The organism is Natronosalvus halobius, from assembly GCF_024138145.1.
Lineage (GTDB): Archaea > Halobacteriota > Halobacteria > Halobacteriales > Natrialbaceae > Natronosalvus > Natronosalvus halobius.
In genome coordinates, this window is the sequence record NZ_CP099997.1 from 597136 (window position 1) to 618116 (window position 20981).

The following is a 20981-nucleotide window of genomic DNA, read 5'->3' on the forward strand; positions in this document are numbered from 1 at the left end:
ATGTCGATTCCACTACGGTACGCACACCCAGGCGTCCGAAATCGCGTGTCGACACGCACAAAGTGACCCGAAACGTATCTGCTGGCGATGATCGTAAATCTCGCTGCAGGAAAGCAGGTGTTCACGAGCAACGCGTTCCTGGTCACCGGCGATCGGACTGTCCTCGTGGATACGGGAGCGAACTTCGATGTCGTCGACTCGGTCCGCGAACACGTCGACGCGCTCGATGCCGTCGTGCTCACTCACACCCATCCCGATCACGTCGGCAATCTCGAGGCCGTCACGACGGCCTTCGACGTCGATGTCTGGGGATTCGACCCGGCGGCCGACGGCGTCGACCACGAACTCGGGGACGAGACGACGGTCGTTCTTGGCGACGACGAGTACGTCGCGTTGCACACGCCGGGCCACAAGGACGACCACCTCTGTCTATACGCACACAAGGCAGGTGTACTATTCGCTGGCGACCTCGTCTTCCAGGACGGCGCGTTCGGGCGAACCGACCTTCCGGAGGGCAACCGATCGACGCTCGTCGATAGTATCGATCGGATCCTCGAACGACTCGACTCCGACCTCGAGGTGCTTCACGTCGGCCACGGGCCGAGCGTCACCGACCGGCCGTACGAGCACGTCGAACTGGCGGGTCGAATGGCGAGGCAGGTCTGACAGTCTCGTCGTTCAAGATTCGAGGCCGTAGTAGCCCGGTTCGTCGTCGGTTCGCGGTTCGCCCACCACGAGGTCGTCCGCGTTGGTCATGATCCACGGAATTGCCCAGTCGAGGAGGATGTCCTCCGTCTCACGGTCGATTTCTGCGTTCGGATCCAGCCCCTGCAAGAGCCGGGCGATTTCGTAGACGCTGTACATCTGGTCGTCCTCGAGGAGTTCCTCGGGCGTGTAAAAGTCACACGGGGGCAGGTTTTCGAATTCGTCTTTTGGAACGGGCATACCTCGACTAACGGGTCTTGCGGCTAAACGATGTGGGTTTCGACGTTCAACGTTAGACGCGAGTCGCTCTATACGAGTCGTCCCACACTCTATACGAGTCGTCCCACACTCTATACGAGTCGTCCCACACTCTATACGAGTCGTCCCACACTCTATACGAGTCATTCCACGCGAGTCGCTCTATACGAGTCGCGGCTCGCGTCGCTACCCGTTCACAGCCGGCGCAAAAAAAGTGTGACGGTGTACGGGATCGTCGCTTACTCGAAGTGGTCGAGGCACTTCTGGTACTCCTCGGAGACGGAGTCCCAGTTGACGACGTCGAAGAAGGCGTCGACGAAGCTGCCGCGGTCTGGGCCGTAGTCGTAGTAGTAGGAGTGTTCCCAGACGTCGAGGGCGAGGATGGGGTGTGCGCCCCAGAGCGCGCCCTGGTCGTGCTTGTCGACGGCGAGGTTACGAAGCTGCTTCGAGACGGGGTCGTAGACCAGCAACGCCCAGCCACCGGCGGCGCTCGCGGCGGCCTCGAACTCGCCTTTCCAGGCATCGTAGGAGCCGAAGTCCTCCGCGATACGGTCGGCGATGTCGCCCTCAGGTTCGCCGCCGCCGTTAGGGGACATGTTCTCCCAGAACAGCGTGTGGAGGTAGTGACCACAGCCGTTGTGGGTGACGCTGCTAAGGGCACCGCCCGTAGAACCGTGGTCTCCGGATTCGCGGTTCTCCGATAGCGTCTCCTCGGCGGAGTTCAGGCCGTTGACGTACCCCTGATGGTGAGTGTCGTGGTGCCAGGTCACGACCTGTTCGGAAATCGATGGCTCGAGTGCGTCGTAGTCGTACGGCAGTGGTGGCAGTTCGTGGTCAGTCATTGGTGAACACCGGTTGGGCAATCGACCGCTGACCTGTTAAACATTGAGGAGGGAAACGCTATCATACCCCATAATATATCTACTTTCCTGAGCGTCACCGCCTCCGACTTATCTCCGTCGAGACTGGTACTACTGAAACGACTCCTTGTGGTAGGCGTGCTCGAGCCACTCCTCGAGTGATGGCTGGGACCAGTACCTGACCGTCTGGCTTCGCGCGTCGTGGTCGATCACGCCGGCGTCTTCGAGTTTTGGAAGGTGAACGTGTCTGAGCCCAGCAGCAATCTCTGACCGTCCGTCCGCCGAACAGTCGCTTCGGTCGTCGTTGGTGTGTACGTAATCGGCGATCTCGTCGACCGACGCGACGCCGTCCGATCGTTCGGACAGGTAATAGAGCGCCTGCCGACGACGACGGCTCGAGAGCAGTTCAAAAACCAGGTCCAGTGAGGGCGTCGTATAGCATGCTCGAGCCGTGGACCCCTTTTCCCTGTTACCCATTTGCAAACCACCTACCGTAACTTAACATTCGAAACCACCACCCACTTATACTGGTGGGTGCACATTAGATGTTACGTCTATCTGAACGCGTACCTGTATTCCTTCCTACACGTTCTCGAGATAGCAAAAATTCGTTGGTCGTCGTACGGATCGTTCCGTTCGACGGCGATCGGGTCTCGGGTTAGATCCCGAATTGGACCCCGATACCTGCGTCGAGCTATTCGTAGAGCCAGGACGCGTCGTGCTGGTCGTAGTCGATCAGTTCGTCCTCGTCGAAGTGGATCGCGATCTCGCGCTCGTTCGCGCCGTCGTCCTCGTGATCTGCCGCGTGAACGACGTTACGACCGAGGTCCAGCGCGTAGTCGCCGCGGATGGTTCCGGGGGCGGCCTCGAGCGGATCGGTCGCGCCGATCATCTGTCGGACCTGCCGCGTGGCGTCCTGGCCCTCCCAGACCATCGGAACGACCGGACCTGCGGTGATGAACTCGATGAGACCGTCGAAGAACGGTTTGTCCTCGTGTTCGGCGTAGTGCTCTCTGGCCCGTTCCTCGGGCATGTTGATCACCTTGATGCCGACGAGTTTGAGGCCGCGGTCCTCGAGTCGAGAGACGACTTCGCCCACGAGACCGCGAGCGAAGGCGTCGGGTTTGACCATGACGAAGGTGCGCTCGTGGTCGCTCACGCTTCTTCACCTGCTTCCTCCTCGGCTTCAGCTTCCGCATCGGCTTCAGCTTCCGCATCGGCTTCAGCTTCCTCGCCCGTTCCGGCGTCGTCCTCGGCTTCCGCCTCGCCTTCGACGGCCTCCTCCTCGGAGTCCACATCGTCGCCGGCGGACTCGGTGTCCTCGTCAGCTTCGCCTTCGTCTTCTCCGGCTTCGTCCTCCTCGACGAGATCCTCGTCTTCTCCGGCTTCGTCCTCCTGGTCGGGTTCCGTAGACTCGTCCGCCGACGTGTCGACCTGAGTTGGACCCTTGCCGCGACGGCCTTCTTCGGTCCACTCGAGGTCGCGCGGTTCGCGACCGAGCTTGTAGTTTTTCTCCGCCTTCGAATCCACGAAGTGGAGCACGGTACCGTCGGTGCGAACGTACATGATACCTGTGCCGGGCTCGATCTCTTCGCCCGTGTAGTCGCAGGTTCGCTTCTCGACCATTATTGTCCTCCGATGGAGTCGGCCTCGCGGGCGGTCTCGCGCAGCTGGAGGATGTCCCCCTCGCGGACCGGCCCGAGGCAGTTTCGGGTGATGATGCGTCCCTGGTTCTCGCCCTCCTTGATCCGACACTTGACCTGCATGGCTTCGCCGTGCATGCCGGTCTTGCCGACGATCTCGATGACCTCGGCGGGCGTTGACCCGTTTTCTGCTTCTTCAGCACTCATCTGTAGTCACCTCAGTCGAGGTCCTCGACCTTTCCGGCGATGTCTTCGACGTCGTCCGACGCCTCGCCGGCGTCGACGATCGCCGCGGCCGCCGAGCCGACCTCGAGGCCGGCGGCGTGACCGACGTCGTCCTGGGTCTCGACGAAGACGACCGGGATGCCCTTCTCATCGGCGAGTTCGGGGAGGTGCATCACGATTTCCTCTGGCGAGACGTCCTCGGCGACGTAGACGAGCTCGGCGTTGCCGCGCTCGATGGCCTTGGTCGTTTCGTTGGTTCCTTTCTTTACGCTGCCTGTGTCTCGGGCGACCTCGAGCGCCTCGAGGGCGTCGTCGGCGAGGTCGGCTGGGATGTCTGTGGTTACGTAGACTGCCATTGGTTGTTCACCTCTCCTACGCGCGGGCTCGCACTCCCCTGCCGTCCGGGGCTGGGCCCGGGCCGGACGCGTCCGGCGAAAGTCCTGTGAGGCTAGGAGTATCATCAACCCCGCGTAGGGTGTACTTCCCAGTAACGGTGCCCCCCTTAAAAGCGTGTTCAAACGAACGGAGGCGTGGGAAACCGTTGCACGGGAGGAAGGCTGGCCGACGACTCACGGTCGCCTTCCTCGCTGCCGACGAACACTCGCCAGGAGAGAGTTCCAGGCGAATGTCAGCCAGCAGTAACTCGCGGGCGAGTGCCAGCCGACAGTAACTTACGATCACCTGTCCGATGAGCCCACATGAACGTCGCCGCGCACGCTCGAGCCCTCCAGGAGGAGGCCGCCTCTATCGACGAGCGTCGTGGCCTCGTCCTCGAGGGCGACCGCGAACGAGGGTACGAGGTACTAACGACTGTCCTCGAGTCCCTCGACGTCCCGATTTCGCGGACGACGCTGGTCGGCCCCGACGATCGACTCCGCTGTGAACACCAGACCCAGTCCGAAGCCGGAGCGCTCCTGGGGACGACCCGGGAGGTCGTCGTCCTGGACGCTCACGACACCCTGGAGCCGAACGCGCTGGGTAAACTCGTCGGGACGGTCGACGCCGGGGGACTCTTGATCCTGCTGACGCCACCGCTCGAAGAGTGGCCCGACGAACGAGGTTCGTTCGAGCGGTCGATGGCCGTTCCCCCCTTCGAACTCGAGGACGTGACCGGGCGATTCCGTCGACGACTCGTCGAAACGCTCCGCGTCCACCGCGGAATCGCTATCGTGGACGTCGACGACGCCCGCCTCGAGGACGACGGGCTGACACACCCTGCTCCTCGTCTGGTGTACCGCGGCGAGCCGCTCTCTACGGGGGAAACGCCCGTCAGAGTCGGCGAGGCCGACGACGACCGACGAACACGATACTTCCCGCAGGACGCCTACGGTGCCTGTTACACCGACGACCAGCGAACGGCACTCGAGACCCTCGAGCGCCTTCGCGTTCCCGAGAACGCCGTCGTCCTCGAGGCCGACCGCGGCCGCGGAAAGTCGAGCGCGATCGGACTGGCAGCCGGCTGTTTCGCCGCCGCGGGCGATCACGTCCTGGTTACTGCGCCCACCTGGGCGAACGCCGCCGAAGCCTTCGCCCGGGCGAGTGAGTTGCTCGCCGGGCGCGGCGACCTCGAGGGCGACCCCGATCGGAACGGGCGGCGTCTGCGGACCGTCGACGGCGGAACCATCGAATACGCCCCGCCGCTCGAAGCCGTCTCCCGGGCCGAAACCGCGGACGTCGTGCTAGTCGACGAGGCTGCCGCCCTCTCGGTAACGGTACTCGAGTCGCTGCTGGCCGCCGATCGAATCACGTTCGCGACGACGATTCACGGCTACGAGGGGGCTGGCCGTGGATTCTCGGTCCGCTTTCGGGATCGGCTCGAGGCGAGCGGCCACGACGTCCGCGAGTACGCCCTCCAGGAGCCGATTCGGTACGCTGCCGGCGACCCGCTCGAGGTCTGGTCGTTTCGAGCGCTGTTGCTCGACGCCAGCCCACCGGTAGCCTCGCTGATCGAGGACGCGACCCCGGAGTCGGTCGAGTATCGCCGCCTCGAGCCCGATGCCCTCCTCGAAGACGAGTCGCTCCTCCGGGAGGTCGTCGGCCTGCTCGTGCTCGCCCACTACCGAACCGAGCCGAACGACCTCGCCCGACTGCTCGACGCGCCGAACCTCGAGACGCGGGCCTTGCTCCACGACGGTCACGTCGTCAGCATTGCCCTGCTGGCACGGGAGGGGAATCTCTCGGCAGCGGATCGAGAACGGATGTACGAGGGCGGGCGCATCCGCGGGAACATGATCCCGGACATACTGACGAGCCACGTGCGCGACGAGTCGGCGGGTGAGGCTTCCGGGATTCGCGTTGTTCGGATCGCGACCCATCACGCGCGGCGCGAACGGGGGCTCGGCTCGCACCTCCTCGAGCGCATCCGGGAGGAGTTCCAGGGCCGCATCGACTGGCTCGGCACCGGCTTCGGTGCGACGCCCGACCTCGTCTCGTTCTGGCGGACGAACGGCTACCGGACAGTCCACCTCTCGACGACCCGTAACGACGCGAGCGGGGAGTACTCGGCGATCATGCTCGCGCCGATGAGCGAGGCAGGGGAGGCTCTGCTCGAGCGCCACGCGACCAGGTTCGCCCGCCGCCTCCCGGCGGTGCTCTCGGACGGCCTCCGTGACCTCGACCCGGACGTGGTTCGGGCGGTCTGTCGATCGATCGGTGCCGACCACGCGCCTTCGCTCGAGCTATCGACCGACGAGTGGCAAATCGTCGCCGGCGCGGCGTACGGCCCTGGCCTCTATGACGTTGATCCAGCCCCGTTCAGGCGACTGGTCGAGAGGGCGTTGATCGAGCGGCCGCCAGGCCTCGAGGGTGCGCTCTCCGCCCGGCAAGAGCGGATGCTCGTCCGACGCGTCCTCCAGGCTCACATCTGGGACGACGTGGCGGCGGAACTCGAGTTTCACTCCTCACGCCAGTGCATGCGGGCGTTCGGGTCGGCGCTTCAGCCGCTGGTCGATCACTACGGCGCGGCCGTCGCGCAGACAGTTCGCGATCGGTTTCTCGACGACGAGGCACTCGAGTAAGAGTCGAGTTCACCGTTACCGACGGCGATCGGCGATCGACTCCTCGCTCGTCTCGGCGGCCACGAGTTCGTAGAGGATCGCCCGTCCGCCGTCGTCCTTCGGCCGCAGGATTCGACCCAGACGCTGGGTGAACTCCCGCTCGCTTCCACTCCCCGAGAGCACGACCGCGACTGAGGCGTCGGGCACGTCGACCCCCTCGTCCAGGACGTTCGAGGTCACGACGCGAGAGTAGGTCCCGTCACGAAACCGCTCGAGGATCTCCCGTCGCTCGGCGGTTCCCGTCTGATGGGTGATCACCGGGATCAAGAATCGCTCACCGACCTCGTAGGCGAGGTCGTTGTAGGCTGTGAAGACGATCGTTCGCTCGCCGCGGTGCGTCTCGAGCACCTCCGCGAGGGCCTCGATCTTCCCCTCGGCGCCGAGCATGATCTCGCGAGCGCGCTGGCGGGCCAGGAGTGCCTCCCGCGCGGCCGGGTCGCTCCCTGAACGCTTGACGAGTTCCTGGTAGTCCGACCCCGACTGCATTCGGATGTTCGAGCGCGCGAGGTAGTCGGTGAAAGTCCCCTGGTGGCGCTCGTAGGCTTCGCGCTCGCGTTCCGTGAGCTCGATCTCCCGTCGCTTCACGTCGTAGGGGGCCAGGTGTTCGCCCGCGAGGTCGTCGGGCGAGAGTCGGTGGACGACGGGACCGACGAGGTCTTCGATCACCTCGTGGGCGTCGTCGGGCCGCTCGAACGTCGCGGTGAGTCCCAGCCTGGCTGGTGCGGCCAGTAGCCGGGCGATCTGGCGGTAGCCCTCGCCCCCGAGGTGGTGGATCTCGTCGAAGACGACGAACCCGAACCGGTCGCCGACCGCGTCTGCTTTCAGGTACGCCGAGTCGTACGTCGAGACGGTCAGCGCCTCGAGTCGCTGCTCGCCGCCGCCGAATCGGCCGACGGGGACGTCGAACTCCGCCTCGAGTTCGGTCGCCCACTGCTCGAGCAGGTCGATCGTCGGCACGACGATCAGCGTCGGCACTGCGAGGCGCTCGATGGCCTCGATAGCGATGACGGTCTTTCCACTGCCGGTCGGCAGTTCGAGAACGCCCGCGGGCGCCGGGTAGGACGGGCCGCCGTCGGCGAACGACAGGCCCTCCCAACGGTCCGTCTCGAACCAGCGCTCGAGAGCCGTCCGCTGGTAGGAGCGAAGTTCGTACTCGGAGGCGAACCCCTCGGGAAAACTGGCAGTCGCTTCGAGGACTGCGTCCTGGACCGATTCGTCGCGTCGGGCGAGCGCCGCCCGAAGTAGAGCGTAGTGGACGGCCTCGGTTCGCAGGGTGTCCGAGCGAGGGTCATGGTCGAGTTCGACGGTGGCCAGTGAGCCGTCCTCGAGGAGCGCCTCGGCTCCATCCTCGGGCGCCTCGATCCGGATCGTCCCGTCCTCGTACCGGAGACGGATCGACGACGGGGAGCCAGCAGGTGGCATCGACTATCGACAGTCGGGACGACGAGTACATAATTCCCGTGTTCGTTCACGACGGCTCCGCTGGCTCGAGCCGTCGACGTACGGTCCAGGGAGTCGAAGCGAGAACGCATACCTCAACCCTTTTATTACCGCTGTGCCTTGTCTGGGACATGAGCGAAGACGAGGGCGCAACCCCCACAGCCCAGGGCGTGCCTGCGGAAGGCGACGCCGAACCGGGGACCGAAACCGAAACCAAAACCGACGGCGATGGTTCGGACGCCGACGTCGACGACGAGCGTCCGGAGGACCGTGACCAGAACGTCGAGGACTCGCCTGCCGGGGAGGACACGAACGAGGGGACGCCGGATTCGGCAACAGATCGTCAGGCGTCCGCAGAGTCCGCAGAGTCCGCAGAGTCCACAGAACCCACGGCAACACCCCTCGAAGGCGGTGCCGACGAGGTACCCCAGACCAGCGACGAGATCCGCGACCTGCTCGAGACGCTGCGGGGCTACGACGACGAAATCGCCCGCGACGTCACCGCCATCGTCGAGATGGCCCGCGACCTGAACGGGACCGTCACCGACCAGCGCGAGGAACTCGAGGACCTGAGCGAGCGCGTCGAGGCCCAGGCCGACACCATCGACGACCTCCAGGCACAGCTCGAGGAGCGCGAGCAGGAACTCGAGGAACGGGAGGCGACGATCGAGGACAACGAGCAACAGATCGAGGACCTCAAGGGCCACGTCAAGCGGACCCAGGCGGACTTCCAGAACTACAAGAAGCGGGCGAAAAAGCGCCAGGAGCAACTCAAAGAGCGCGCGACCGAAGACCTCGTCGGACGACTCGTCGGCGTCCGCGACAACCTCAAGCGAGCGCTTTCGGAGGAGAGCGGCGATGTCGAGACGCTGCGGGAGGGCGTCGAGATGACCCTCCGCGAGTTCGACCGCGTCCTGGACGAAGAGAACGTCGAGGAGATCGATCCCGATCCGGGGACCGAGGTCGACCCCCAGCGCCACGAGGTCATGGTGCAAATCGACAGCGACCAGCCAGAGGGAACGATCGCCGAGGTATTCACGCCCGGTTACGAGATGGGCGAGAAGGTGATTCAGAACGCCCAGGTGACGGTGAGCAACGGCGAACTCGAGGGAGAGGACGCTGACGATGCGGACGCCGTCGCCGACGACATCGAGGAAGGCAGTCCTGACGACGAATCCGTCGGTGACGACAGCGACGGCGGTCCTGACGACGAAGGTGGTGACGTCGACGAAGGCGGTAACGGCGGAGAGCCAGCACCCGGCGACGAATCGGACGAAACCGACGCATCGACGGGCGAAGATGGCGACCTCGAGGAGACCGAAGACGGCGGTGACGGCGTCGAGAACGAGGCCGACCGCGACGGGGTGGGCAACGAGAACAGCGAAGTCGACGAGAACGATACAATCGACGAGGGCGATGAGGGCGACGAGGGCGACGAGGGCGATGAGGGCGATGTAGACGATGTGGACGATGATGGAGGAACGGGCGAATCCGCGGACGAGACACCCGGCGAAACCGACGAGGATGCGATCGAACTCGGCGGCGAAGTCGCCTCGGATGACGACCTCGACGACGCCGAGGAGTAGTCCGTCCGCCGATTCAATCTGGGCGACACGAGAAAACGGACGATCGACGAAAAAAATTCACTACGATCGGTGTAACAACTCCGCTCGAGCGCGGTTTCGGGTGGGGTTTCAGAAGTCTTTTGACGGGCTAGAGGCAACGTTCGCTACGACATGACCGAGGACTTGAACTGGGCTATCGGAGGCGAGGCCGGGGACGGCATCGACTCCACCGGGAAGATCTTCGCCCAGGCACTCTCCAGGGCCGGACGACACGTCTTTACGTCGAAGGATTTCGCGTCGCGAATCCGGGGCGGTTACACCGCCTACAAGATACGCACCTCCACGGACCGCGTCCAGAGTGTCGTCGATCGGCTCGACATTCTCGTCGCGCTCACCCAGCGAACCATCGACGAGAACCTCGACGAACTCCACGAGGGCAGCGCCGTCATCTACGACGGCGAGCGCTCCTGGGACGCCGAGATTCCAGACGAAATCACCGCCGTCGACGTACCGCTCAAATCGCTGGCCGAGGAGGCCGGCGGCGCGATCATGCTCAACGTCGTCGCCCTCGGGGCCGCCTGCGAACTCACGGGCTTCGACGTCGCCTACCTCGACGAAGCACTAGAGAAGCGCTTCGGCGGGAAGGGGTCGAAGATCGTGGACAACAACAAAGACGCCGCCCGAAAGGGGCGAGACTACGTCCAGGAGAACTACGACCTGGATCTGGGCTACGCCCTCGAGACCACGGACGAGGATTACGTCCTGCTCAACGGCGACGAGGCCATCGGAATGGGCGCACTCGCTGCCGGGTGTCGCTTCTACGCCGGTTACCCGATCACGCCCGCGACGAACGTGATGGAGTACCTGATCGGGCGAATCGAACAGTACGGCGGCCACGTCGTCCAGGCCGAGGACGAACTCTCGGCGATCAACATGGCCCTCGGCGCGGCCCGCGGCGGCGCCCGGTCGATGACCGCGACCTCCGGCCCCGGCATCGACCTAATGGCCGAGACGTTCGGTCTCGTCGCGACCAGCGAGACGCCGCTGGTCATCGTGGACGTCATGCGCTCGGGCCCCTCGACGGGGATGCCGACCAAGCAGGAACAGGGCGACCTGAACATGACCCTCTACGGCGGTCACGGGGAGATTCCGCGCTTCGTCGTCGCCCCGACGACCATTTCGGAGTGCTTCTGGAAGACCGTCGAGGCGTTCAACTACGCCGAGAAGTACCAGACGCCCGTCTACGTCGTCGCCGACCTCGCGCTGGCGGTCACCGAGCAGACGTTCTCTCCCGAAACGTTCGACATGGACGCCGTCGAAATCGACCGCGGCAACTTGCTCGAGGACGACCAGGTCGCCGAGTGGCTCGACGACCAGGGACACTTCCGCGCTCACGCCGCCACCGAGGACGGCATCAGCCCACGCGCGATTCCTGGCATGACCGACGGCGCGCACATGAGCACAGGTCTCGAACACGACGAACTCGGACGGCGAACCGAGGACACCGAGGTCCGCGTCGAGCAGGTTGACAAGCGCAACCGCAAAGTCGAGACCGCGAAGGCAGAAGAAGAGTGGGACTACCGCGAGTTCGGCGACGAAGACGCCGACGACCTCGTCGTCTCCTGGGGCTCCAACGAGGGGGCCCTTCGAGAGGCGGTCGCCCTGCTCGAGGACGACGACGTCCCGGTCCGGGTCATCTCGGTGCCGTACATCTTCCCGCGACCAGACCTCTCCGAGGAGTTCGAGGCCGCCGACGACGTCATCGTCGTCGAGTGTAACGCGACCGGCCAGTTCGCCGACGTGCTCGAGCACGACACGCTCCAGCGGGTCAAGCGGATCAACAAGTACACTGGCGTGCGGTTCAAGGCCGACGAACTCGCCGAGGAAATTACCGCGAAACTGAAAGAGGAGGTGCCAGCACAATGAGTTCCCAATCAGAGGTACGATTCACCGACTTTAAATCCGACAAGCAACCGACCTGGTGTCCCGGCTGTGGCGACTTCGGGACGATGAACGGCATGATGAAGGCCCTCGCGAACACGGGCAACGATCCCGATAACACCTTCCTGGTGGCCGGCATTGGCTGCTCGGGGAAAATCGGGACCTACATGCACAGCTACGCCATCCACGGCGTCCACGGTCGGGCCCTGCCCGTCGCGACGGGCGTGAAGATGGCCCGTCCCGACATCGAAGTCATGGCCGCCGGCGGCGACGGCGACGGCTACTCGATCGGGGCTGGCCACTTCGTCCACGCCACCCGACGGAACGTCGACATGACCTACGTCGTCATGGACAACCGCATTTACGGGCTGACGAAGGGACAGGCCTCGCCGACCTCGCGCTCGGACTTCGAGACGTCGACGACGCCCGAAGGGTCTCAGCAGCCGCCGGTCAACCCCCTCGCGCTCGCGCTCGCCTCGGGGGCGACGTTCATCGCCCAGTCGTTCGCCTCGGACGCGATTCGCCACGCCGAGATCATCGAGGAGGCCATCGAACACGACGGCTTCGGCTTCGTCAACGTGTTCAGCCCCTGCGTGACGTTCAACGACGTCGACACCTACGACTACTTCCGTGACTCGCTCGTCGACCTGAAGGAGGAGGAGGAGGACCACGACCGCCACGACTACGAGGCGGCGAAGGGCGTCATCCTGGACACGGACAAAGAGTACCAGGGCGTCATGTACCAGAACGAGAACTCGATTCCGTATCACGAGCGACACGGGGTCACCGAGAACATGGCGGAGATTCCGGATGGCGCGCCGGAGAACGCCATGGATCTCGTTCGCGAGTTCTACTGACTCGCTAACTCGCCGACGCGACCGTCTCCCGGCCCGTTTTTGATCGACAAAATAGTCGGAGACTCACTTCTGCTCTGAGACCACCGGAAGTACCGACTCGAGTGAGAGCACGGCATGGTGTGATGCCATCGACGACTCGAGTTCGGTTGTAGTCCGAACAGGCGTTCGTTTCCCGGCAAAGCACCACGACCAGGAGAGGGCTACCGGGAATCTCCACCCGCTGGGAAATCGACCGAACGTGTTCGATAGCTGTATTTTGTGATCCCTTCCCACGGAATGGGAACCATCGCCGTTTATGATCGATATGGGGCGGCTACCTCGAGGTAGGTGAGTATATGACCTGGACAATCGTCGTCGGCGTCAAGCAAGTACCCGACGCCAAGGAGGTGGGAATCGATCCCGATACCGGTCGGCTGGATCGGGCGAACGCCCCCGCCGTGATGAATCCGCCGGATCGAGACGCTCTCGAGGCCGCTCTGTCGATCAAAGACGTCGTCGACGCCCGTGTCGTGGCGATCACGATGGGGCCGCCGATGGCCACGCCGGTGCTCGAGGAGGCGGTCGCGATGGGCTGTGACGATGCAGTCCTCATCACGGACCGCGCGTTCGCGGGCAGTGACACCTGGCCAACGAGCCTGACACTCGCGAGCGCGGCCGACACACTCGGGGCGGACGTCGTCGTCTGCGGGGAGGAGACCACCGACTCCTCGACGGGACAGGTCCCGCCGGGAATCGCGGCGCACAACGGGTGGGCGCAGTTGACCTACGTCGAGGACCTCGAGCCCCGCCTCGACGAGGAGCGGCTGGTCGCGGTCCGCGACGTCGAAGGCGGCTACGAGCGGGTGGCCGCGGAGCTACCGGTGGTTGTCGCTGTCGCCTACGGCGAGTTCGACCCCCGTCCCGCTGGCCTCCATCGGAAGCTTTACGCCGAAAACGACTTCGAGCCGATCGAGTGGACAGCCGCAGATCTGGGCATCGAAGACGAGGTCGGCCTCGGCGTCTCGCCGACCTCAGTCGGCGGGATGGAGACCGTCGACCCTGTCGACCGACGCGGCGAGGTCGTCGAAGACGTCGACGAGTTGGCCAACTGCCTCCAGGAGGTGATCGCATGAGCGCCAGTGACGTCGCCAACGAAGCTAACGACACCAACGACGCCGACGGCGGCATCGACCTCGAGACCTACGCGGACGTCTGGGTGTTCGTCGAAGTCCACGACGGCGACGTGATGGCCGTCTCCTGGGAGCTCCTCGAGGAGGGCAAGAAACTCACGGCAAAGACCGGCGAGGACCTCGTCGCGCTCGTCATCGGAGAGGACCTCGACGACGTCGCTCGCGAGGCCCTCGAGCGAGGGGCCGACCGCGTCCTCGTCGCCGACGACCCGGTCTTCGAGCCCTATCGGGCCGATCCCTACGGCGCGCAGTTCCGGGCGATGGTCGAGGAGCGAAAACCGTCGATCGTCCTCATCGGGGGGACGCACACCGGCCGTGACTTCGCCGGACGAGTCGCCGTGCCGACCCACGCCGGGTTGACAGCCGACGTGACCGAGATCGACGTCGACGACAATGGCCTGTTGCAGGCGCGACGGCCCGCGTTCGGCGGCGACATCCTTGCGACCATCCTCTGTAAGGAACACCGCCCCCAGATGGCGACCGTCAGACCAGGCGTCTTCGAACCCGGTGAGCCGGATCTGGACGGCGACTGGGCGGTCGCCGACAAGGCGGTCACCGCAGTGGACGTCGTCGTCGACGAGTCCGAGACGATCAGCGAGGTTCTCGAGCGAAATGTCGGCGACACCGCCGACATCACCGAGGCCGACCGTATCGTCGCCGTCGGCGCCGGGATCGAAGGGAACCTCGAGCCCGCAATCGACCTCGCGGAGGCCATCGGCGCCGAACTGGCGGCGAGTCGCGCCGCCGTGGACGAAGGCTGGGTCGACGGATCGAGACAGGTCGGTCAGACGGGCAAGACCGTCCGACCCGAGTTGTACGTCGCTCTCGGAATCAGCGGGGCTATCCAGCACGTCGAGGGGATGAACAAGTCGGGAACGGTGATCGCGATCAACACCGACCCGAACGCGCCGATCTTCGAACACGCAGACTACGGCATCGTCGGCGACTTCGCCGACGTGTGTCCGAGGCTCGCGGAGACGCTTCGCGAGCGCGACCTGACGGAGGTGATGCCATGAGTGACCACCAATCGATCGACGGTCCCCAACTGCTCGACGAGCGCGCGGGCGACGCCGCGCTCGACGCGCCGAACTACGACAACGAATTCGACGCCATCGTCGTCGGGGCCGGTCTCGCCGGGAGCGCCGCCGCCCTGACGATGGCCAAGCAGGGACTCGAGCCCCTGCTCGTCGAGCGCGGATTGTACCCGGGGGCGAAGAACGTCTTCGGTGGCGTCCTCTACACGCCGACAATCCGCGAGCTGGTGGACCTGGACGCGGCGCCGCTCGAGCGCTACGTCGCCGAGAAGCGCTTCAGCATGCTGAGCCACGACGACGAGACGGCGATCTCGCTCAAACCCGGCGAGTGGCACCGTGAGCCACACAACGACTCCTACACGGTCTACCGCGGCGAGTTCGACGCGTGGTTCGCCGACCAGGCGGTCGAGGCCGGGGCCACCCTCGTGACGGAGACCACCGTCACCGGTGTGATCCGTGAGGGAGGCGACATCGTCGGCGTCGAGACCGACCGCCCCGACGGCGCGATTCGGGCGCCGTACGTCGTGCTCGCTGAAGGCGGCAACTCGCTCGTGAGCGAAGGTGCCGCCCTCAAATCGACTGAATCGCGCGAGAACATCGCCGTCGCTGCCAAGGAAGTCCTCGAGTTCCCCGAGCGATCGGGCGTGATCGAGGACCGGTTCCGGCTCGTCGGCGACGCCGGCGTCTCCTACCAGTACTTCGGCGAAGGGGCCGTCGGCGAGGCCTACGGCGGCGGGTTCATCTACACGAACGGCGACACGGTGAGCGTCGGCGTGGCCTACAGCCTCGAGGACGCGGCGACGAAGCGCCAGTCCCCCGAGGAGACGCTGAACCTGTTCAAGAGCCACCCTGCGGTCGCGCCGTTGCTCAGAGGTGCCCGCACCGTCGAGTACGGCGCGAAGACGATTCCCGAGGGTGGGGCGGAGTCGATGCCCGACCTCGTCCACGACGGGGCCGTCATCGTCGGCGACGCCGCCGGCCTCGTACTCAACAACGGCGTCCACCTCGAGGGGACGAACATGGCCGTCGAGAGCGGCTACTACGCCGGCACCGCCATCGTGGAAGCGGCCGAGCGGGGTCGCACCGAGGCTTCGGCGCTCGAGTCCTATCCCGAACGACTCGAGGACTCGTTCGTGGTCCAGAACCTCGAGCGGTACGCGTGGCTCCAGGACCGGGTCGAGGAGGACCGCGAACTCCTGTTCGAACAATTGCCGCGAGCGATCGCTGATGCGAGTAGCGAGTACTTCACGATGGATCGACGACCGAAGGAGATGCACGCGAAAGCCGCGAAGCAACGCGTCTTCGACACCCTCGGCGGATGGAAAGGCGCGACGAAACTGGCCCTGCGATACCGAAAACTGGTGAAATAAGATGAGCGTTAGCCCACAGGTACCCGAGATCGAGAACGATTCGATGGAAGACCGCCTCTACACGGTGAAGTACGAGGACCCTGGCGACTCACATCTGAACGTGAAGGTGGCAAGTATCTGTGCGGATTCGTGTGAGACCGCCGACTGCGTCTCCATCTGTCCCGCGGACGTCTGGCGGCGCGAAGACGGTGAGGGCGTGCCGACCATCGCCTACGAAAACTGCCTCGAGTGCTCGAGTTGTCGTTTCGCCTGCCCGTACGATAACGTCAGCTGGGAGTATCCCAAGACGGGAGCCGGCGTGACGTACAAGCACGGATAGTGGTGCAGTGCGGATGGCAGTGTGGCGCGGACAGCGGTGCAGTGCAGACACAGCAGGACCGACCTGCTCTAGTATCCCGAATCGTCCGCGATTACCACCGAGCGCCCTCGAATCACCTCACGACTCTCCTACGAATCGTTCCCGGCGACTGGGAACCGCCGTCTTCCTTCATGGGTGTGTGGAACATACACACGAGTGAAGGATACACTATGACCAACGCACTCACGCCCCGTCCGACAACGAGCCGCATTGGAACGGTCGAACAGGCGGCCGTCACGGCCTACGACGCACTCGAGGCCGCGGGTTGTACCAGTATCGAGACAAAAGTTCCGTATCAGAGCCGAGCAACCTGGATCGTGCCGGCGGCGACCGACCAGGGCCGTCGACACGTCCACATTGATCCGCGAACGGGACACACGAAAATTGCCCGACAGGACTGAGGACGCCTGGCATCGGGTGCGAGTGTTTTTTCGGTTACACCTGGTGAGGGCTCCCCTACGTCGCGTGTGGGGGTACGGTCTACGACCCTCGACGGCGAGCGGCTTGATGGCTCGTCGTCGACGACACCTCGGATCCTTCCTTGGTGGCAAACCTTTTGGTCCCTCGGCGGTGACGAACCCTCAGGCCCCCTCGTCCGTCTCCGGTGCAGGCACGTCTCGAGACGCCGGGTGTTCGACCGACTGCATCAGATCCTCGATGTAGACGCCTTCGTCGGGCAGTTGCGTCGGAAAGCCGCCGATCAGCACGATCAGATCATCATCGTGTGTGAATTTCGTGATCCAGAGGGTTATCTCGAGGTGTTCGTCGTCGAACTGGGCTTCGGAGGCGAACTCGTCGACGGTCCGGTTCGCGCCCAGAATACCGAGGGCAAACGATTCGCCGGTCGGTTGCGGTTCGGCCAGGCCGTCGAACTCGCTCTCGAGTTCGCCGCCGAGTTCCTCGAGCAGTTCGTCAGTATCCATGTCGGCGAGCGGGTTCATCGCCTTTCCCCCGACCGACATCTTCGGCATGGAGATGGCGGCGAAGACGGCAGCGTCCCGACTCGTGCCCTGGATCGTCACCTCGTTCGTGTACGCGACCGACCAGGCCGAGGCGACGATTTCTCGGCCGGCGGCCTCCTCGGTCACGCGTTGCCAGCCCGACTGGTATTCGGCGTAGCCCGTCGATTCGAGGGTCGCCTCGGCGGGGAGCACCGGTTCGGCGGTGTACTCGAGTGGTTCGTTCCCCAGTAGAAAGTCCAGACAGCCGGCAGTCGCCGCGAGCACCCCGGTACCGGCGCCAGCCAGGACCGATCTCCGGTTGATCATTACCTGAAAAAGTCACAGTGGAGGTAAATGCGTTCTGGCTACCAGTCGGTCGAATGACTAATCACCGGGACGGCTCGAGGGGTGTCCAGGGAACGTATCAACAGTTATCGGGATGGGGCACGCGCGTTCTGGTATGACGGCATTTTCCAGCCGAGTGGAGGCGGTGTCGATCAGCGGAATCCGCGAAGTGTTCGAGGCGGCAGGCGACGACGCGATCAACCTCGGCATCGGACAGCCGGACTTCCCCACCCCCGAGCACGCTCGCCAGGCGGCCGTCGACGCCATCGAGGCCGGGAAGGCCGACGCCTACACCTCCAACAAGGGCACCCTCGAGTTGCGCGAGGCCATCTCCGCGAAGTACGACCGCGATTACGGCCTTGACGTCGACCCGGGCGACGCCATCGTCACCGCGGGCGGCAGCGAGGCACTCCACCTGGCGCTCGAGGCCCACGTCGACCCCGGCCAGGAGGTCATCTTCCCGGACCCGGGCTTCGTCGCCTACGACGCCCTGACCCGACTCGCGAGCGGAACGCCGAAGCCGGTCGACCTGCGCGAGGATCTGACCCTCGATCCTGCCGACGTCGAGGAGGCGATCACCGACGACACGGCCGCCTTCGTCGTCAACAGCCCCGGCAACCCGACGGGCGCCGTCCAGAGCGAGGCCGACATGCGCGAGTTCGCCCGCATCGCCGACGAACACGACGTGCTCTGCATCTCCGACGAGGTTTACGAGCACATCGTCTTCGACGGTGAGCATCGCTCGCCGATGGAGTTCGCGAGTACCGACAACGTCGTCGTCGTCAGCGCGTGCTCGAAGACCTACTCGATGACCGGCTGGCGGCTGGGCTGGATCGTCGGCTCGAACCGCCGCATCGAGCGCATGCTCCGGGTTCACCAGTACTGCCAGGCCTGTGCCTCCGCCCCCGCCCAGTACGCCGCCGAGGCCGCCCTCTCGGGTCCCCAGGACCCCGTCGACGAGATGGTTGCGGCCTTCGAGGAGCGCCGCGACGTCGTCGTCGAGGGCCTCGAGGCCGCCGGACTCGAGGTCCCGACGCCCCAGGGCGCGTTCTACGCGATGCCGAAGGTTCCCGAAGGCTGGTGCGACGAGGTGCTCTCCCGTAACGTCGTCGTCGTCCCCGGCAACGCCTTCGGAGACAACGGCGCGGGCTACGCTCGGTTGTCCTACGCGACCGGGATGGACGAACTCGAGGAGGCTCTCGGGATCATCCAGCAAGCGACCGAAGCGGTCCGGTAAGCTCGGTACGTACAGCGGAACTAGCCCCGTAGTTGGCGGGGAACAATAGGTAGAATAGCCACAATAGGTTGTGTGGGTGAAATAAGCGAAATAGATCGGGAGGGTGGGCAGATCCCTCGATTGATAGATGACCTGCCCAGTGTCGATGCGTAACTATAGAATCGGTAGCGAATTGCTGCATTTTATGAAGTAATTGGGCCAGTACGATGCAGTCGGTGATACTGTTCAGCTAGAAGCATTACTCGAGTCACCCAGAATCGCCGTACACAGCTCACGAGCGGATTCGAGATGGCCCTTCGCCTGCTCGTGTTCGGGCAAGTCCGCTTCTGCGAGCAGGTGCCTGACTTGCCGAACCCGCTTTCGACTCGTCGCCTCGTCCAGGTCGTTCTCTGCGGCGTCGCGGGCCACGGCTTCGGCTTCGCCGAGCCAGCGGTTCGTGCGGCGATCGATCGGGAGTTCGGCCGTAGCCTCGAGGTGATCGTGGAGTCGGCGGAGGCGAGCCTCGAAAGAGTCAGAATCTGCCATCGGTCCACGTACGAACGCCAGCAACGTGGCTGTTCTGGACGGGAGACTTTCTGAAAGTTACTCGAACACGAAGCGAAAAGGAATGTAGGCGAATCGGCCCTAAAGAAGCCGTTCGACTGTCTCGAGCGCGTTCGTCCGACCGGCCCCGAACTCGGGGTCGCTTCGGCCGTCCGTTCCCTCGGCACCCTGGACAATGGCGTCCTGGACTCGCTTGGCGTTAGAGTCAGGCGCGAGTTCGCGCACGAGGGCGGCGAGACCGGTGACCTGCGGGGCGGCCATCGAGGTGCCGGCGGCCCAGCCGTAATCACCGGGAACGGTCGAGTACACGAGGTTGTACGGGTACGGCCACTCGACTTCGTCAGGGTCCTCGATGACGGTCTTCTCTTCAGTTTCGTACCCGCCGCCGGGCGCGCCGACGTCGATCTCGTTCGTCCCGTAGTTCGAGTAAAACGCGCGTTCGTCGTTCGGCGCCGTCGCGCTCACCGAGAGCACGCCCGAGAGGCTGTTGGGGAGGGTAAAGCGCCCACCCTGCTGGAGGTTTGCGTCCGAGTTACCTGCAGAGCCGACGAGTAAGGTTCCCGCTCTCGTCGCAGACTGTGCGACCGGTTCCATGACTCGCCGATACTGGTCGGCGTTCGCTGCCGGCGGGATGGGCGGCGTTCCGACACTCATGTTTGCGGCGTCGGCCCCGATATTGGCAGCGTACTCCATGCCAGCCAGGATGTCGCCGAAGGTGGCCCCACCCTCGGCGCCGAAGACGCGAATCGAGACGATGGTCGCGTCGGGCGCTGTACCGAGCATACCGACGCTGCCGTTTGCGGCTGTCGTCCCGGCCACGTGCGTGCCGTGATAGCCGACGTCCCCCGTGTGGTCGCCGACCTGTCCTTCGATAATCGAAACGCTGGCATCGGTGTCGACGGTGAGATCGGGGTGTGTGTCGTCGACACCGGTGTCGATGATCGCGACGGTCCGACCTGCGCCAGTCGAGTGTTCGTGGGCCTCTCTAACCTGCTGTACCTGTTTGTCCCAGAGGAACTGGTCGTAGATCTGGTCGACTGCCGCGCTGTTTTCCGTGCCCGACATCTCCACGACAGCGGGCATCTCGAGTTCGAACGCGAGGTCGGGCACAGCGAACGAGACGCCGCTAACGGACTCGAGGTCGTCGGTCGCGTCTGCCGGCCCGGTCACGAGGAGCACGCGGCCGTTCGCGAGTGTAGATCGAACATCGAACCCGGCGGCCGAGACGGCATCGGCCGCGTCACCTGATGTCCTGGCAAGGTAGCGCGCCTGCCCGTCGCTCGCACTCGCCAGTCCAGTAAACGTCATCGTTGCGCCCAGTGCACCCAGTCCCTGCAAGAGTGATCGTCGTGTCGTCATTGTGTGTGAATGTCCCGTGTGAGGGATAGTATAACACAGGCGACTACCAGTATATATGTTATGTGCTTGCACGCG

At 64.6% G+C, this 20981-nt stretch carries 22 protein-coding genes; 11 read left to right on the forward strand and 11 right to left on the reverse strand.

Annotated features, from left to right (window positions below; genetic code table 11):
• The first annotated feature begins 87 nt into the window (after window positions 1-87).
• On the forward strand, window positions 88-666 hold the full coding sequence (locus NGM15_RS02885; RefSeq protein ID WP_253435039.1) for an MBL fold metallo-hydrolase: 579 nt from the start codon (window positions 88-90) through the stop codon (window positions 664-666).
• 12 nt (window positions 667-678) lie between these two features.
• On the opposite strand, the gene NGM15_RS02890 is transcribed toward NGM15_RS02885, so the two are convergent.
• The 7 genes from NGM15_RS02890 to rpl7ae form a co-directional block, all read right to left on the reverse strand.
• On the reverse strand, window positions 679-945 hold the full coding sequence (locus NGM15_RS02890) for a DUF5827 family protein (RefSeq protein ID WP_253435042.1): 267 nt from the start codon (window positions 943-945) through the stop codon (window positions 679-681).
• Window positions 946-1202: 257 nt separating this feature from the next.
• Window positions 1203-1805, reverse strand: a complete 603-nt coding sequence (gene sod / locus NGM15_RS02895) for a superoxide dismutase (protein ID WP_253435044.1) — start codon at window positions 1803-1805, stop codon at window positions 1203-1205.
• A gap of 129 nt (window positions 1806-1934) precedes the next feature.
• Window positions 1935-2300, reverse strand: a complete 366-nt coding sequence (locus NGM15_RS02900) for a DUF7344 domain-containing protein (protein ID WP_253435046.1) — start codon at window positions 2298-2300, stop codon at window positions 1935-1937.
• Window positions 2301-2517: 217 nt separating this feature from the next.
• On the reverse strand, window positions 2518-2982 hold the full coding sequence (gene ndk, locus NGM15_RS02905) for a nucleoside-diphosphate kinase (RefSeq protein WP_253435048.1): 465 nt from the start codon (window positions 2980-2982) through the stop codon (window positions 2518-2520).
• A complete protein-coding gene (locus NGM15_RS02910) occupies window positions 2979-3449 on the reverse strand; it encodes a 50S ribosomal protein L24e (RefSeq protein WP_253435049.1) in 471 nt (156 codons plus the stop codon). Before NGM15_RS02910 ends, ndk begins: the two co-directional genes overlap by 4 nt.
• Complete coding sequence (locus NGM15_RS02915) at window positions 3449-3673, reverse strand: 30S ribosomal protein S28e (protein ID WP_253435051.1); 225 nt, start codon at window positions 3671-3673, stop codon at window positions 3449-3451. The genes NGM15_RS02910 and NGM15_RS02915 overlap by 1 nt, the downstream gene beginning before the upstream one ends.
• 11 nt (window positions 3674-3684) lie before the next feature.
• Window positions 3685-4047 carry a 50S ribosomal protein L7Ae gene (rpl7ae, locus tag NGM15_RS02920; RefSeq protein WP_253435053.1) on the reverse strand — a complete coding sequence of 121 codons (363 nt, stop codon included), beginning with the start codon at window positions 4045-4047 and terminating at the stop codon, window positions 3685-3687.
• Between the two features lie 342 nt (window positions 4048-4389).
• Here rpl7ae and tmcA point away from each other — a divergent pair, with 342 nt between their 5' ends.
• Entirely contained in the window at window positions 4390-6708 is a 2319-nt protein-coding gene (tmcA, locus tag NGM15_RS02925; protein ID WP_253435056.1) for a tRNA(Met) cytidine acetyltransferase TmcA, read from the forward strand.
• A 15-nt stretch (window positions 6709-6723) separates the two neighbouring features.
• Here the strand turns inward: tmcA and NGM15_RS02930 are convergent, their stop codons facing one another.
• Window positions 6724-8169, reverse strand: a complete 1446-nt coding sequence (locus tag NGM15_RS02930) for a DEAD/DEAH box helicase (protein WP_253435058.1) — start codon at window positions 8167-8169, stop codon at window positions 6724-6726.
• Window positions 8170-8318: 149 nt separating this feature from the next.
• On the opposite strand from NGM15_RS02930, the gene NGM15_RS02935 reads away from it, so the two are divergent.
• The 8 genes from NGM15_RS02935 (at window position 8319) to NGM15_RS02970 (ending at window position 16882) form a co-directional block, all read left to right on the forward strand.
• Window positions 8319-9773, forward strand: coding sequence for a nucleotide exchange factor GrpE (locus NGM15_RS02935; RefSeq protein WP_253435060.1), 1455 nt, complete (start codon window positions 8319-8321; stop codon window positions 9771-9773).
• A gap of 150 nt (window positions 9774-9923) precedes the next feature.
• The gene (locus NGM15_RS02940) at window positions 9924-11678 is read left to right on the forward strand and encodes a 2-oxoacid:acceptor oxidoreductase subunit alpha (RefSeq protein ID WP_253435062.1); all 1755 of its coding nucleotides are present in this window, start codon (window positions 9924-9926) and stop codon (window positions 11676-11678) included.
• Window positions 11675-12550, forward strand: a complete 876-nt coding sequence (locus NGM15_RS02945) for a 2-oxoacid:ferredoxin oxidoreductase subunit beta (protein ID WP_253435065.1) — start codon at window positions 11675-11677, stop codon at window positions 12548-12550. Before NGM15_RS02940 ends, NGM15_RS02945 begins: the two co-directional genes overlap by 4 nt.
• Before the next feature lie 335 nt (window positions 12551-12885).
• Complete coding sequence (locus NGM15_RS02950) at window positions 12886-13662, forward strand: electron transfer flavoprotein subunit beta/FixA family protein (protein WP_253435066.1); 777 nt, start codon at window positions 12886-12888, stop codon at window positions 13660-13662.
• A complete protein-coding gene (locus tag NGM15_RS02955) occupies window positions 13659-14735 on the forward strand; it encodes an electron transfer flavoprotein subunit alpha/FixB family protein (protein WP_253435068.1) in 1077 nt (358 codons plus the stop codon). The genes NGM15_RS02950 and NGM15_RS02955 overlap by 4 nt, the downstream gene beginning before the upstream one ends.
• Window positions 14732-16123 (forward strand): FAD-dependent oxidoreductase, encoded by a 1392-nt coding sequence (locus tag NGM15_RS02960; protein WP_253435070.1) that lies wholly within the window; start codon window positions 14732-14734, stop codon window positions 16121-16123. Before NGM15_RS02955 ends, NGM15_RS02960 begins: the two co-directional genes overlap by 4 nt.
• Before the next feature lies 1 nt (window position 16124).
• Window positions 16125-16442, forward strand: coding sequence for a ferredoxin family protein (locus NGM15_RS02965; RefSeq protein WP_253435071.1), 318 nt, complete (start codon window positions 16125-16127; stop codon window positions 16440-16442).
• A gap of 209 nt (window positions 16443-16651) precedes the next feature.
• Window positions 16652-16882: a hypothetical protein gene (locus NGM15_RS02970; protein ID WP_253435073.1), complete on the forward strand. Its 231-nt coding sequence runs from the start codon at window positions 16652-16654 to the stop codon at window positions 16880-16882.
• Window positions 16883-17062: 180 nt separating this feature from the next.
• On the opposite strand, the gene NGM15_RS02975 is transcribed toward NGM15_RS02970, so the two are convergent.
• Entirely contained in the window at window positions 17063-17749 is a 687-nt protein-coding gene (locus tag NGM15_RS02975) for a DUF6517 family protein (RefSeq protein ID WP_253435076.1), read from the reverse strand.
• A 133-nt stretch (window positions 17750-17882) separates the two neighbouring features.
• Between NGM15_RS02975 and NGM15_RS02980 the strand changes: the two genes are divergently transcribed.
• Window positions 17883-19004, forward strand: coding sequence for a pyridoxal phosphate-dependent aminotransferase (locus NGM15_RS02980; protein WP_253435077.1), 1122 nt, complete (start codon window positions 17883-17885; stop codon window positions 19002-19004).
• A 225-nt stretch (window positions 19005-19229) separates the two neighbouring features.
• Here NGM15_RS02980 and NGM15_RS02985 read toward each other — a convergent pair whose 3' ends face one another.
• Together NGM15_RS02985 and NGM15_RS02990 are read right to left on the reverse strand one after the other, a co-directional pair.
• The gene (locus NGM15_RS02985) at window positions 19230-19529 is read right to left on the reverse strand and encodes a DUF8152 family protein (RefSeq protein ID WP_253435079.1); all 300 of its coding nucleotides are present in this window, start codon (window positions 19527-19529) and stop codon (window positions 19230-19232) included.
• Between the two features lie 99 nt (window positions 19530-19628).
• Complete coding sequence (locus NGM15_RS02990) at window positions 19629-20906, reverse strand: S8 family peptidase (protein WP_253435081.1); 1278 nt, start codon at window positions 20904-20906, stop codon at window positions 19629-19631.
• Window positions 20907-20981 lie beyond the last annotated feature (75 nt).